The sequence below is a fragment of the Halopseudomonas sp. SMJS2 genome (assembly GCF_029866945.1).
Classification (GTDB): Bacteria; Pseudomonadota; Gammaproteobacteria; order Pseudomonadales; family Pseudomonadaceae; genus Halopseudomonas; species Halopseudomonas bauzanensis.
This window is the reverse complement of the sequence record NZ_CP123445.1, coordinates 1,604,802-1,617,942: the sequence shown is the minus strand read 5'-3', so window position 1 is coordinate 1,617,942 and position 13,141 is coordinate 1,604,802. Positions and strand designations below refer to the sequence as shown.

The window sequence follows — 13,141 nt, the reverse complement described above, 5'->3', positions numbered from 1 at the left end:
ATCCATTCCGGTCGAAAAGTGGCTGCAGCCTAACAGCTTTTTTGGGCTCAGGCCATAGCGCGGAAGTGATCCGAGGTGACGGAGAAAAGCGGGACGAGAAGGACAAAAACCGACTGATCAGTCAGCCGGTTTTTGTATTCGACAATCAATGGAAAGTTACTGGTCGCGCAATTCCCGACGCAGGATCTTGCCAACCGGACTCATGGGCAGCGAGTCGCGGATCTCATAATGCTTGGGTACCTTGTAGCCGGTGAAATTGGAGCGGCAATAGGCTTTCAGCTCCTCCACCGTCAGATCAACGGCCGAGGGCACGACAAACAGCTTCACTGCCTCGCCCGACTTCTCGTCCGGTACTCCGATCACCGCTGCGCTGGCCACCTTGGGGTGAGCCGAGACTACATCTTCAATCTCGTTGGGGTAGACGTTGAAACCGGACACAATCACCAGGTCCTTGATCCGGTCCACGATGCTGACGAAGCCGTCCTCATCGATCACGGCAACATCACCGGTCTTGAACCAGCCATCGGCATCCATCGCCTCGGCAGTGGCTTCGTCGCGCTGCCAGTAGCCTTTCATCACTTGTGGCCCCTTGACGCATAACTCGCCGCGCTCACCCAACGGCAGCTCGACGCCATTTTCATCAATCACCTTCACCGCCGTGCCGGGTACCGGCAAACCCACGGTGCCCAGTCTCGCCAGGCCATCCCCGGGACTGGAGCAGACCACCGGTGAACACTCGGTCAAGCCATAGCCTTCACCGATACCGCTGCCGGTTCGGCTCTGCCAGCGCTCGGCTGTCACCTTGACCAGTGCGGTGCCGCCGGAGGTGGTGCTCTTGAGTCGGGTGAAATCCAGCTCGTCGAACTCCGGATGCTCCATCAGCGCGACGAACAGCGTATTCAGCCCGACGATCGAAGAAAACTGCCACTTCTTCAATTCCTTGATGAAGCCCGGGATATCACGCGGATTGGTGATAAGCACGTTGTGGTGCCCGGCCAGCATCATGCACATGCAATTCACGGTAAACGCGAAGATGTGGTACAGCGGCAGGGGCGCGATGATTACCTCACCGCCGTCGGGCAGCAACCGCTGGCCGTCCTGGCCCAGCTGCTGCAGGTTGGCATGCACCTGCAACATGTTGGCCACCAGGTTGCCATGGGTCAGCATGGCGCCCTTGGCCACCCCGGTGGTGCCGCCGGTGTATTGCAGTACGGCAATATCATCCAGCGTGCGGGTGACCGGCATGGGCGACAGGTTCTGGCAACGAGCCAGCGCCTTCTTGAATGACACCGCCTGTGGCAGACGATAGGTCGGCACCATTTTTTTCACATGCTTGACCGCAGCATTGATCAGCAGCCCCTTGACCGGCGGCAGCATATCGCCCATGCGCGCCTCGAACAGGTACTTGATCTCGGTATCAGGCAACACTTCCTGCACCAGGTGGCCGAACAGGTTCATGTAGATCAACGCACGCGCACCGGAGTCGGTGAACTGATGGCGCATTTCCCGGGCGGTGTACAGCGGGTTGGTATTGACCACCACCAGCCCAGCGCGCATGGCGCCGAAGACGGCGATGGGAAACTGCAACACGTTGGGCATCTGAATGGCGATACGGTCGCCGGGTTTGAGGTCGGTATAGTTCTGGATGTAGCTGGCGAAGGCTGCGGATTGGCGTTCCAGCTCACCGTAGCTCAGGGTCACCCCCATGTTGGTGAAGGCCGGCGTGTCGGCATGCTGCGCGCAGGACGATTCGAATACTTCGATGATTGAATTGAACTGGCTCAGATCAATATCGTGAGCCACCCCCGGTGGGCGTTTGTCATTCCAGAATGATGCTTCCATTTTAATCCTTCTCTCCCGTTGGGGCGCTGACTGTCAGGCCAGGCACCTGCGCTGTTATTATCCAAGCCAAAATTACCAGCAATAGCAAAAAACACAAAACCGCGTTCTGTTTCATCAATTGTCTGAATACGGTTGCATGTCAACCCAGACACTATCGGAGTTTTTCCATGTCCATGCTAGAAAACCGCACCTACGATGAAGTCCGTGTAGGCGACACCGCCAGTGTCAGCCATATCGTCAGCGAACGGGACCTGATTCTGTTTGCCACTGTTTCGGGAGATGTGAATCCGGTGCATCTCGACCAGCAGTTTGCCGAGACCACCCCGTTCAAGGGCCGCATCGCCCACGGCATGCTGTCGGGCGCGCTCATCTCCGCCGCGATCGCCTGCGAGCTGCCCGGGCCGGGCACTATCTATATAGGCCAGGAGTTGAACTTCCTGCGGCCGGTACGTCTTGATGATGAGATCCGCATCGAGCTGGAAGTATTGGAAAAGCTGCCGAAGAACCGGCTGAAGATTGCCACCCGGGTGATCAATCAGGATGCCAAGAAAGTGGTGGACGGCGTGGCAACCGTGATGGCGCCCACCGATAAAGTGCGTCTGGAGCGCATCCAGTTGCCCGAGGTCAGCTACTGATCTGCTCTACAAACGACAAGGCCGCCATCAGCTGAGCGGACGGCGGCCTTGTTCATGAACCGAGATCGTCAGATTCGGCTCTGGGCCTCCTTGGCCAGCTCTTCGGTGGAACGCTTGCGGGTGCGAATCCAGCTCGCCGCGATGGCGATGATCAACACCAGCCCAACCACACCCAGCATCGGATAGACGGTACCCACCAGCTTGGTGAAGCCGACCTGGCTCAAGCCCAGCCCGACCACCGTGAAGATGGCACTCAAGACTTTGAAGCGCTTGGTTTCCGGCGCAGCGAAACGGGCGCTGAAGGCAAAGAACATCCCGACCGCAGTACTGTAGATCATGGCGACCAGCGCCAGGGACAGGAGCACCGCCAGCCATGGATGAATATTCTGCGCCAGCATCAGTGTGGGGATCTCGATACCCTGCAGCTTGTCCAGGTTGGCAAACAGGCCGATGTTCAACAGGATGATCAGAAAGCCCAACCCCAAACCTCCTACCACACCGCCGCGCCCAGCCGCTCTCGGCGATTTGGTCAGGCCACCGATGACTGCCAGCATGGGAAAGCCCACGGCGATATTGAAGGATGCGTAGAGCAAGCCACTCAAGGCCCAGTGCGATACTTCAGCGCCAAGGAAGGTGATGACCGGTACATCAGTTGCCGCCTGGTTCAGCTCTTCGGTAGAGCCGGTGCTGGTGACAATGGAGTAGACCATGATCGCCAGAACCAGAATCAACAGGAACGGCATAACCGCACTGATCAGGTTGATGATGCCCTTGACGTTCAGACACAGGGTGCCGATCACCAGCACGGTCATCAGGACGGAACCCACCAGCGGGTCCAGACCAAACTGCTGGGCGAGGGTCGAGCCCGCGCCAGCGAGCATGACCACACCCACGCCGTACAGAAAGAACGACAGAATAAGATCGACGACAAAACCCGCTTGCTTGCCGAAAATGATGTAGAGCACCTGCTTATGCGATCCGGCCTGCATGATGGAGCTGATGCGGGCGATCTGCATGCCCAGGAAGGCAAAAAGCACGGCTGATACAACCGATCCTGCAACCCCGGCAATACCGTAACCGGTGAAGAATTGCAGCACTTCGTTACCGGAGGCAAAGCCGCCACCGATAACCACGGACATGTACGCCAAGGCAATTTGCCAAGAGTTTTTGTTCATCTTACTTATCTCAACTTGTTAGATTTATAGGTTGTCGGGCCGCGTTATTTCAGGCAGTGCGGCAACTACTGACATTTCGACCAGAATATCCGATTCGCACATTCCGGCCTCTACAGTGGCTCGCACGGGGGCGACGCCCTCGGGCAGCCAGCGATCCCACACGGCATTCATGCCGGCGAAATCACGAGCGATATCCTTCAGGTAGATAGTTACCGAAAGGATATGCTGTTTGTCACTGCCCGCCTCGGCGAGCAGCTTTTCTATTTCCTGCAGGGTCTCCTGCGTTTGCTGTTCGATACCTGCGTCCATGCTCTCGCCAACCTGACCCGCCAGATAGACGGTGCCATGGTGGATGACGATCTGGCTCATCCGGTTGTCAGTGTGCAGTCGCTGGATGTGCATGTTGGTCAACCTCTTTGTTGTCGCCGTAGCGCGATATGTCGAATCCGGCAGTGCTGATCGCCGAAGGCTTTTTCGCCATCATATCAGCCAGCAGGCGCGCCGAGCCGCAGGACATGGTCCAGCCCAGGGTGCCATGGCCGGTATTCAGGAATAAATTGCGATAGCGGGTTTTGCCGATGATCGGCGTACCATCGGGCGTCGCCGGGCGCAGGCCGGTCCACAGGTCGATGGTCGAAGTATCCGCGCCTTCGGGGAACAGATCCTCGACGATCATTTTCAGGGTTTGCCCTTTGCGTGGGTCAATCTTCAGATCGTAGCCGCGAATTTCCGCCATGCCACCGACGCGGATGCGGTTATCGAAACGGGTAATGGCCACCTTATAGGTCTCGTCCAACATGGTGGATACCGGAGCCATGTCCGAATTGGTGACCGGCACGGTGATCGAGTACCCCTTGAGCGGGTAGATCGGCGCAGTGATTCCCAGAGGGGCCAGCATGTGCGGACTGTAGCTGCCCAGCGCCATGACATAGCTATCGGCGGTTTCCAGCTTGCCATCGACCCAAACGCCATTGAGGCGATCACCGGCGTAATCCAGACGTTCGATGTTCTGGTTGAAGCGGAACTCCACGCCCAGTTCGCGCGCCATTTCGGCAATGCGGCGGGTAAACATCAGGCAATCGCCGGTCTGATCATTGGGCAGGCGCAGGCCGCCGCTCAGCTTATGTGCCACTTTGGCCAGCGCTGGCTCAGCCGAGGCCAGGGTGTTGCGATCCAGCAGTTCGTAGGGCACTCCCATCTGTTCAAGTACCGCGATGTCCTTGGCCGCGCTATCAAGCTGGGCCTGGGTTCGGAACAATTGAGTGGTGCCGCGCTGACGCCCTTCGTATTGAATGCCGGTTTCGGCGCGCAGCTCGTCCATGCAGTCACGACTGTATTCGGACAAGCGGACCATGCGCTCCTTGTTCACGGCGTAACGCGCGGCAGTGCAGTTGCGCAGCATGCGCGCCATGAACAGATACTGATTGATATCACCGGTCGGCTTGATGCTCAGCGGCGCATGCTTCTGCAACATCCATTTAATAGCCTTCAAGGGCACACCCGGTGCGGCCCAGGGCGATGCGTAACCGGGGGAGATCTGCCCGGCGTTGGCGTGACTGGTCTCTTCCGCCACGCCAGACTGGCGGTCGATCACGGTCACTTCGAACCCTTCCCTGGCAAGATAATAAGCACTGGTGGTGCCTACAACACCACTACCAAGAATCAGAATACGCATCATGAAACTCCTCGCCTCTACCGGGCTTATCGCAGTGACCGGGATTATAGGAGAGCCACAACAGTTGAATTCACTATTTAATCCGCTATATTTGGCATTAATTTTCGTTCAATTAGCCAAAGGTCTAGTCAGATCCCCCAATGAGAACCAAACATCGTGCCCAGCGAGAACTCGATCGCATCGATCGCCAGATCCTAAGAGAACTGCAGGAAGAAGGCCGTCTCGCCTTTACCGAACTGGGTGAGCGCGTGGGTCTGTCCACCACGCCCTGCACCGAACGGGTCCGCCGGCTGGAACGCGAAGGCGTGATCATGGGCTACAGCGCCCGCCTGAATCCCGCCCATCTGGAAGCAGGTTTGCTGGTCTTCGTGGAGATCAATCTGTCCTACAAATCCGGCGACATCTTCGAGGAGTTCCGCCGTGCGGTACTCAAACTGCCCCACGTTCTGGAATGCCACCTGGTTTCGGGCGATTTCGACTACCTGATCAAGGCTCGCATCAACGAGATGGCGTCCTACCGCAAACTGCTTGGCGACATCCTGTTGAAACTGCCGCACGTGCGCGAGTCGAAAAGCTACATCGTCATGGAAGAAGTGAAGGAATCGCTGGCACTGCCAGTGCCGGAACAGTAGGCCGCTGCGTCATCGCAGCGACCTGTGTAAAGACTGTCAGGCGGATTGTTCAGGGCGACTGCTCGATAATGCCCAGCGCCTTCAGCCCCGCCAACTGCTCGGCGCTCAATCCCAGACGTTCACGCAATACCGCTTCGGTATCCTGCCCCAGCATCGGCGCCGGCCGCTGATATTCCACCGGCGTCTCGGACAGCTTGATCGGGCTGCCCACCATGGTGAAATCCGGATTGAGCGGATGAGGCATGTTGACCAGCATGTCACGAGCCTGGACCTGCGGTTCCTCCAGCGCCTGGGCAATATTGTTGATGGCCCCCACCGGCACCTTGACCGCATGGATCTTCGCCACCCATTCATCGGCCATGCCGCCGAGAAAATGAGCCGCCAGAATATCCACCACCTGCTCCCGGTTACGAACCCGGTCCGCATTACGGATAAAGCGGGGGTCCGCCGGCAGTTCTGGCAGACCGATGGCATCACACAGAGCCACGAACTGGGAGTCATTGCCACAGGCGATGATGAAGTCCCGGTCGGCCGCGCGAAAGACCTGATAAGGCACGATATTGGCGTGGGCATTGCCATAGCGCCCCGGCACCTTGCCCGAGGCCAGGTAATTCATGCTCTGGTTGGCCAGAGTCGCTACCTGTACATCCAGCAATGCCATATCGCAATGCTGGCCGCGCCCGGTCTTCTCCCGGTTGATCAATGCCGCCTGGATGGCAATGGTGGAGTACAGCCCGGTCATCAGGTCAGAGAAGGCCACCCCGGTCTTCTGCGGCCCACCACCGGGCAGATCGTCGCGCTCACCGGTGATGCTCATCAGCCCACCCAGGCCCTGGATGATGAAATCGTAGCCCGGCTCTGCAGCCCGCGGTCCGGTCTGACCGAAGCCGGTGATGGAGCAGTACACCAGACGCGGATTGATCTGCGCGAGGGTCGCGTAATCCAGCCCATATTTCTTGAGCGAGCCGGCCTTGTAATTCTCGATCAACACGTCGCAATCGGCCACCAGCGCCCGTACCAGCTCCTGGCCTTCGGCACTGGCCAGGTCAATCGCAACCGACCGTTTGCCCCGATTGGCTGATTGGTAATAGGAGGCTTCGGCCGTCCATTCCCCAGCGCTGTCCTTCATCCAGGGCGGCCCCCAGCCACGGGTGTCATCACCGCATCCGGGCCGCTCGACCTTGATTACCTCAGCTCCGAGATCGGCCAGAATCTGACCACACCATGGCCCAGCCAGCACCCGGCTCAGATCCAGTACCCGTATTCCAGTCAGCGCACCCATTCAGTTTTCCTGTTGCCATGAAGCCAGCGACTTCGTTCCCAACGAATTCCGCAGCATGGGCCCGCATCGCACCCCTGAAGTACCGCGGTTTTGATCATTCTGTTTGACCAGACTCTAACACTGCGCAGCGACGGCTGGCTCACAGTTCCGTGCAACAGGGCTCGAAGCCGGCCCGAAGCAGATCATTGAATGGAGTTTCGCTATGCAGTATAAGATTCCGTATTCCGCGATAATCATAGTTTCGCCGGCAAGCTGAGTAAAGCAGCAGACCCCTCTCGCAAGGCTATAGCCCCGAGCGCCGGTATATTTACCTGCTTTTCTGACGAACTCGTGTTTCACTGTGCAGTATTTGATTTTGTTTTGTTGATATTTCATGAAAACTGGAGATAACATGCGTGCCAGTCACAATCCGCCGACAAGCAATTTAAATGAACAGGCTTCAGATGCGGACGCCTTCGATGCACAGATGCTCGATCCGTTGAGCGCCTTTGACGAGGCGCCCAAGGACCGACATTTCGTCACGGCCTTGGCGCGTGGAGTGGAGATCCTGCGGTGCTTTACCCCGCGGGAAACGCTGCTGGGCAATCAGGATCTGGCCACGAAAACCGGTTTGCCAAAGGCAACGGTTACGCGGCTGACGCATACGTTGACCCGGCTTGGCTGTCTGAAGCGGCAAGTGCAGACAGGCAAGTACCAGTTGGATGTGGGCGTGATGGGCATTGGTTATGCGCTGCTGTCGAACCTGTCGGTGCGCGCCTCCTCCCATCCGCTGATGGAAGAAATGGCCGCTTATGCGCAGGCGTCGGTGGCAATGGCAGCCAGGGACCGGCTACAGATGGTTTATCTGGATGTGGCCTACGGCAAGGCCAACATGAGTACGCGCCGGCACATAGGTACCTATCTGCCGATGCACCTGACCTCGATGGGTCGGGCGTGTCTGGCAGCAATGCCGGAAAACGAGCGGGAATTCATTCTCGATCACCTGCGGGCCACGCACCAGGACGACTGGCCGATGATCCGCAAAGGGCTGGAGCGCGCGTTCAGGGATTACGCGGATTTCGGTTATTGCATGTCGATTGGCGAATGGCAGCGGGACATCAATTCCGTGGCCGTCCCCATGATCCATGCGCAACACGGCCTGCTGGCTTTCAACTGCGGCGGCCCGAGCTTTCACCTGCCTCGAGAGAAGCTTGAGGAGGACATCGGACCGCGTCTGGTGAACATGGTAAACAACATAGAGGCTGCCACCCGCTGACGTAGCTCCGGGTGACGGATCTCTGGATAACCAGCCTGCCGGGCAGGCTACTGAGGAGAGCATATGATTCGTGATCCGGAAACACTGCAGATTCTGCTGGATTCCATCCATCAATTCGTCAATCAGGAATTGATTCCCCGGGAACATGAAGTCGCCGAGACCGACAGCATTCCCGCGGATATCGTCCAACAGATGAAGGACATGGGCTTGTTCGGTCTGACCATCCCCGAGGAATACAACGGGCTGGGCGTGACCATGGAAGAAGAAGTGAATATCGCCTTCGAACTGGGTCGCACTTCTCCCGCGTTCCGTTCCTACATCGGCACCAACAATGGCATCGGCTCCATCGGCATCCTGTTGGATGGTACCGAAGAGCAGAAAGCCCATTATCTGCCAAAGCTGGCCGCCGGTGAGTACCTCAGTTCCTTCTGCCTGACCGAGCCCGATTCCGGTTCCGACGCCGCCTCACTGAAGACCACTGCCGTGCGCGACGGTGATGACTACGTGATCAACGGCACCAAGCGCTTCATCACCAACGCCCCGCACGCCGGTATCTTCACCGTCATGGCCCGCACCAATCCCGAGATCAAGGGCGCCGGCGGCATCAGCTCCTTTATCGTCGAGCGCGGCACGCCGGGTCTGACCATCGGTAAACCGGATCAGAAGATGGGCCAGAAAGGCGCCCATACCGCCGATGTGATCTTCGAGAACGTACGGGTGCCGGCCGCCAATCTGATCGGCGGCAAGGAAGGCGTCGGCTTCAAGACCGCCATGAAGGTACTCGACAAGGGCCGCCTGCACATCGCCGCACTGGCCGTTGGCGCCGCCGAGCGGATGCTCGCCGATTCGCTGCAGTACGCCGTCGAACGCAAGCAGTTTGGTCAGCGCATTGCCGACTTCCAGCTGATCCAGGGCATGCTCGCCGACAGCAAGGCCGACATCTATGCCGCCCGCTGCATGGTGCTGGACGCCGCCCGCAAGCGTGACGAGGGACGGAACATCAGTACCGAAGCTTCCTGCGCCAAGATGTTCTCCACCGAGATGTGCGGCCGGGTCGCCGACCGCGGGGTGCAGATCCACGGTGGCGCCGGTTACATCAGCGAATACGCCATTGAGCGGTTCTACCGCGATGTGCGCCTGTTCCGTCTGTATGAAGGCACGACGCAGATCCAGCAGGTCATCATCGCCCGCAACATGATTCGTGACGTCCAGGGCTGAGTAGCCCTATAGCGATCAAACCGGAGCCAAGCTCCGGTTTTTTTATGCCTGCAGAGTCAAGCGAGTGGCGCTGCCTGCAGGCTCCGCCGCACAAAATCGGTGGTGAGATCCGGCTGGGTCAGCGGCAGCATATGCCCACCATCAATCAACTCCAGCTCCACACTTGGCAGCCGCTCGACCATGGCTTGGCCTTGCTCCTGCGGGTCAAGAATCCGGTCGTCACGTCCATACAGAATCCGGATCGGCAACTGCAGATCGGTATACCGCTGCTGCATCTGCGGCAGCACTTCCTCCAGCGCCACCAGATCCCGTGACGCCGCCACGAAATGGCTGGGTCGCAGCCCCAGCGCCCCGCCTCCCCTGATCGGAAAATCTGCAGGTACCGCCTCCGGCCCGAATACGATATCCAGCACCTGCTTGCGCCTACGGATAGCCATGGGCACCATCAATGTCCAGGCGAACAGCTTGCGCAGCCAGGATTGACGAATGGCCAATGCAGCAAAAGCTGACGAGGGGCCACCGGGAGGCATATGGGTCAACGGCGCGATCAGCGCCAACCCGCGTAGCTTCTGCGGATGGCGCAGCGCTGTGGCCAGGCACACCGCCCCGCCCAACGAGTGGCCGACCAGCAGGGGCTTATCCAGTTTCAGCGCATCGATTAACCCTGCTATCACATCCGCCTGGACCACCACAGACGCAGAGGCATGACCCGGCCGTTCTGAATAGCCACTGCCAGGCCGATCGATAGCCACTACCCGGTAATCCCTGGCCAGCTCGCCAAGCATCCGGTAGGAGAAGTTCTGCGATACTCCGCTCAGGCCATGCACCAATAACAGGGTCTGCGCGCCATGACCCTGCTCGATATAGTGGATACGGTTGCCCATGATGGTGATGAAGCGCCCTTCCGCAGGCAAGCCCAGCTCCACCCGGCGGGCAGTCATGACAGTGAAAATAAACAGCCCGGCCGCGACCAGCACCACCAGACAGAACAACGCAATCAACAGATAACCCATGTGCGTTTCACTTCCCTTTTAATGTACGTTGCCATCAGCGCTGGGCACCGGGCATTCTGGGCAATAGCCGCCAATAGCTGACCGGCATCAAGCGCTCCAGCCAGGACAATATCAGCGCATCGTTACCGACAATCACGCGCGCTTTATCCCGCACAATCCCCTTGAGAATGATTTCCGCTGCCTTGGCTGGCGGCATACGCAATAACTTGGCCGCACGATCCAGCTGGATTTGCCGCTCCTGTTCGCAGGCGCCTTCAGGCCCTCTGGCGCTGGTCGCAATCGAAGTGGCAATCCCACCCGGATGTACCACCGTTACTCCCACCGGGCTGCCGGCCAACTCCTCGCGCAACGCATTCGAAAAGCCCCTGACGGCGAACTTGCTGGCGCAGTAGGCGGTTTGCCCAGCAGGTGCGATCAGCCCGAACAGGCTGGATACATTGACGATACGCGCCGCTGGCCGTTGCCGCAGCAGGGGCAGGAAGGCCCGCGTCATGCAAACCACCGCATCGAAGTTGATTGCCATCAGCCAATCGAAATTCTCTACCGATAGCTGATCGAATTGCCCGCCAAGGGCCACACCCGCATTGTTGATCAGCAGGTCCACCTGCCCATGGCCGGCGATAACCTGTTCGGGTAAAACCGCGATTGCACTTCGATCTGCTACATCAAGCGGGTGCTCGGTGACGTTGACGCCACTATGTCGTGCTTGCTCCGCTGTTTCGCGCAGGTTGTTGGCATTGATATCCACCAGCGCCAGATGGCAACCCTCACGAGCCAGTGCCAGAGCCAATGCTCGACCAATCCCACTGCCCGCCCCCGTCAGTACCGCTATGCATCCCTGGATTTTCATATTTGGTTTTCTTGTTGGTTTTATTGAAGTTGCAACACGCCGTCATCCAGCTTGCCGTACTGGATAATGTACTTGTCCGCCAGGTAGTTCTGACTCACCTGCCAGCATGGCCGATCACCCTGTTTAGGTAGTATCTCTGCAGCGCGCTGCACATAGCCGGAGGTGAAATTCAGAAACGGCAGCTCCGCCACCGCCGGATCACGGGGCGCCACCGCTATACGCGCACCTTTCTTGTCCATATGGCGCAACAGCCGGGCCATGTAATTGGCGGTCAGTTCCGCTTTCAGCGTCCAGGATGCGTTGGTATAACCGAAGGTAAGAATCAGGTTCGGCACATCGCTGAGCATCATGCCCTTGTAGGCCATGCAGTCACCTGGGTTGACCGTCTTGCCATCCACCAGCACCTGCACATCGCCCATGCTGTTCAGCTTCAACCCGGTCGCGGTCACGATAATGTCCGCCTCCAGTTCCTGCCCGGAGCTGAGCTGTATGCCCTGGGCGGTAAAGCAGTCGATGGTATCGGTGGCAATGTCGATCTGCCCGGCGCGGAGCATGTGAAACAGATCACCGTCCGGCACGGCACACACCCGTTGATCCCAGGGGTTGTAGCTGGGCGAGAAATGCTTGATGTCCACCGCCGAGCCGAGCTGGCGTTGCAGCAAATGCAACAGATAGGCCCTGACCCGTTGGGGCTTGTTGCGGGCGAGCCGGTAGAAGTACTGACCGAGCAAAACGTTCTTCCAGCGGGTCAGATGGTAGGCCAGCGGCAAGGGCAGCCAGCGTTGCAGGCGCTGGGCAACCCCATCCACCAATGGCCGGGAGACGACATAGCTGGGTGAACGTTGCAGCATGGTCACCTGCGCGCCCTGCTCGGCCAACGCCGGCACCAGGGTCACCGCCGTGGCGCCGCTCCCGATAACCACCACGCGCTTACCCCGGCAATCCAGATCTTCCGGCCAGAACTGCGGATGGATGATCTGCCCGGTAAACTCCGCCTCGTTGGGAAACTCGGGACGGTAGGCCTCGTCGTAGCTGTAATAGCCCGAGCAGAATGACATGAAGCGCGCCTGCAACTGCTCATCGCGCTGCCTGCCAGCGGCGTCGGTTACCCGAACGAGCACCGTCCACAAGGCCTGCTCACTGCACCAGCTGGCCGAGACCACCTGATGACCAAAGCGGATGTTATGAGTAACGCCCGCCTCGTCAGCAATATCCTCGATATAACGCTTGATGTCTGGCCCATCAGCTATTGCCTTGCGCCCGACCCAGGGCTTATAGCTGTAGCCCAGGGTATACATGTCCGAGTCCGAACGAATCCCCGGATAACGGAACAGATCCCAGGTTCCACCAATGGCCTGTCGTCGTTCGAGAATCAGATAACGCTTGTCCGGGCATTTGTCGATCAATGCCCGAGCGGCGCCGATACCGGACAGACCAGCCCCGATAATCAGTACATCCAGCGGCGCTGGTTGGAATTGTTCTTGTAATTTATTCATGCTGAGCATCCCTGAAGCCTGTTGACAATCTATATTGTCAGCTATGATCTGACAATCTTAATTTTCAG

Annotated in this window: 12 protein-coding genes; 4 read left to right on the top strand and 8 right to left on the bottom strand. The window is 58.6% G+C overall.

Translation table 11 applies throughout. The annotated features are described in order from the left end of the window. Window positions 1-156 precede the first annotated feature (156 nt). A complete protein-coding gene (locus QAO71_RS07560; RefSeq protein ID WP_036992269.1) occupies window positions 157-1,842 on the bottom strand; it encodes a long-chain-fatty-acid--CoA ligase in 1,686 nt (561 codons plus the stop codon). 167 nt (window positions 1,843-2,009) lie between these two features. On the opposite strand from QAO71_RS07560, the gene QAO71_RS07555 reads away from it, so the two are divergent. Then, a complete protein-coding gene (locus QAO71_RS07555) occupies window positions 2,010-2,477 on the top strand; it encodes a MaoC/PaaZ C-terminal domain-containing protein (RefSeq protein ID WP_136869899.1) in 468 nt (155 codons plus the stop codon). Window positions 2,478-2,545: 68 nt separating this feature from the next. Here the strand turns inward: QAO71_RS07555 and QAO71_RS07550 are convergent, their stop codons facing one another. Genes QAO71_RS07550 through QAO71_RS07540 form a run of 3 tightly spaced genes read right to left on the bottom strand, consistent with a single transcriptional unit; the run spans window position 2,546 to window position 5,327 of the window. After that, entirely contained in the window at window positions 2,546-3,652 is a 1,107-nt protein-coding gene (locus tag QAO71_RS07550) for a membrane protein (protein WP_036992272.1), read from the bottom strand. 24 nt (window positions 3,653-3,676) lie between these two features. After that, window positions 3,677-4,054 carry a RidA family protein gene (locus QAO71_RS07545; RefSeq protein WP_036992274.1) on the bottom strand — a complete coding sequence of 126 codons (378 nt, stop codon included), beginning with the start codon at window positions 4,052-4,054 and terminating at the stop codon, window positions 3,677-3,679. After that, window positions 4,029-5,327 (bottom strand): D-amino acid dehydrogenase, encoded by a 1,299-nt coding sequence (locus tag QAO71_RS07540; RefSeq protein ID WP_036992586.1) that lies wholly within the window; start codon window positions 5,325-5,327, stop codon window positions 4,029-4,031. Before QAO71_RS07540 ends, QAO71_RS07545 begins: the two co-directional genes overlap by 26 nt. A gap of 140 nt (window positions 5,328-5,467) precedes the next feature. Between QAO71_RS07540 and QAO71_RS07535 the strand changes: the two genes are divergently transcribed. Further along, a complete protein-coding gene (locus QAO71_RS07535) occupies window positions 5,468-5,959 on the top strand; it encodes an Lrp/AsnC ligand binding domain-containing protein (RefSeq protein WP_036992276.1) in 492 nt (163 codons plus the stop codon). A 49-nt stretch (window positions 5,960-6,008) separates the two neighbouring features. Here the strand turns inward: QAO71_RS07535 and QAO71_RS07530 are convergent, their stop codons facing one another. After that, complete coding sequence (locus tag QAO71_RS07530; RefSeq protein WP_036992277.1) at window positions 6,009-7,241, bottom strand: CaiB/BaiF CoA-transferase family protein; 1,233 nt, start codon at window positions 7,239-7,241, stop codon at window positions 6,009-6,011. Between the two features lie 391 nt (window positions 7,242-7,632). Here QAO71_RS07530 and QAO71_RS07525 point away from each other — a divergent pair, with 391 nt between their 5' ends. Further along, window positions 7,633-8,496: an IclR family transcriptional regulator gene (locus QAO71_RS07525; RefSeq protein WP_136869898.1), complete on the top strand. Its 864-nt coding sequence runs from the start codon at window positions 7,633-7,635 to the stop codon at window positions 8,494-8,496. Between the two features lie 63 nt (window positions 8,497-8,559). After that, window positions 8,560-9,714 carry an acyl-CoA dehydrogenase family protein gene (locus QAO71_RS07520; RefSeq protein WP_036992279.1) on the top strand — a complete coding sequence of 385 codons (1,155 nt, stop codon included), beginning with the start codon at window positions 8,560-8,562 and terminating at the stop codon, window positions 9,712-9,714. A gap of 56 nt (window positions 9,715-9,770) precedes the next feature. Here the strand turns inward: QAO71_RS07520 and QAO71_RS07515 are convergent, their stop codons facing one another. Genes QAO71_RS07515 through QAO71_RS07505 form a run of 3 tightly spaced genes read right to left on the bottom strand, consistent with a single transcriptional unit; the run spans window position 9,771 to window position 13,073 of the window. Further along, a complete protein-coding gene (locus QAO71_RS07515; RefSeq protein ID WP_280165593.1) occupies window positions 9,771-10,727 on the bottom strand; it encodes an alpha/beta hydrolase in 957 nt (318 codons plus the stop codon). A 34-nt stretch (window positions 10,728-10,761) separates the two neighbouring features. Further along, complete coding sequence (locus tag QAO71_RS07510; RefSeq protein WP_280165592.1) at window positions 10,762-11,577, bottom strand: SDR family oxidoreductase; 816 nt, start codon at window positions 11,575-11,577, stop codon at window positions 10,762-10,764. A 20-nt stretch (window positions 11,578-11,597) separates the two neighbouring features. After that, a complete protein-coding gene (locus QAO71_RS07505) occupies window positions 11,598-13,073 on the bottom strand; it encodes an NAD(P)/FAD-dependent oxidoreductase (protein ID WP_280165591.1) in 1,476 nt (491 codons plus the stop codon). Between the last annotated feature and the right edge of the window lie 68 nt (window positions 13,074-13,141).

Excerpts from the sequence above, each read along its gene's own strand:
- QAO71_RS07560 (WP_036992269.1), bottom strand. The coding sequence starts at position 1,842 with ATGGAAGCATCATTCTGGAATGACAAACGCCCACCGGGGGTGGCTCAC.
- QAO71_RS07555 (WP_136869899.1), top strand. The coding sequence starts at position 2,010 with ATGTCCATGCTAGAAAACCGCACCTACGATGAAGTCCGTGTAGGCGAC.
- QAO71_RS07550 (WP_036992272.1), bottom strand. The coding sequence starts at position 3,652 with ATGAACAAAAACTCTTGGCAAATTGCCTTGGCGTACATGTCCGTGGTT.
- QAO71_RS07545 (WP_036992274.1), bottom strand. The coding sequence starts at position 4,054 with ATGCACATCCAGCGACTGCACACTGACAACCGGATGAGCCAGATCGTC.
- QAO71_RS07540 (WP_036992586.1), bottom strand. The coding sequence starts at position 5,327 with ATGCGTATTCTGATTCTTGGTAGTGGTGTTGTAGGCACCACCAGTGCT.
- QAO71_RS07535 (WP_036992276.1), top strand. The coding sequence starts at position 5,468 with ATGAGAACCAAACATCGTGCCCAGCGAGAACTCGATCGCATCGATCGC.
- QAO71_RS07530 (WP_036992277.1), bottom strand. The coding sequence starts at position 7,241 with ATGGGTGCGCTGACTGGAATACGGGTACTGGATCTGAGCCGGGTGCTG.
- QAO71_RS07525 (WP_136869898.1), top strand. The coding sequence starts at position 7,633 with ATGCGTGCCAGTCACAATCCGCCGACAAGCAATTTAAATGAACAGGCT.
- QAO71_RS07520 (WP_036992279.1), top strand. The coding sequence starts at position 8,560 with ATGATTCGTGATCCGGAAACACTGCAGATTCTGCTGGATTCCATCCAT.
- QAO71_RS07515 (WP_280165593.1), bottom strand. The coding sequence starts at position 10,727 with ATGGGTTATCTGTTGATTGCGTTGTTCTGTCTGGTGGTGCTGGTCGCG.
- QAO71_RS07510 (WP_280165592.1), bottom strand. The coding sequence starts at position 11,577 with ATGAAAATCCAGGGATGCATAGCGGTACTGACGGGGGCGGGCAGTGGG.
- QAO71_RS07505 (WP_280165591.1), bottom strand. The coding sequence starts at position 13,073 with ATGAATAAATTACAAGAACAATTCCAACCAGCGCCGCTGGATGTACTG.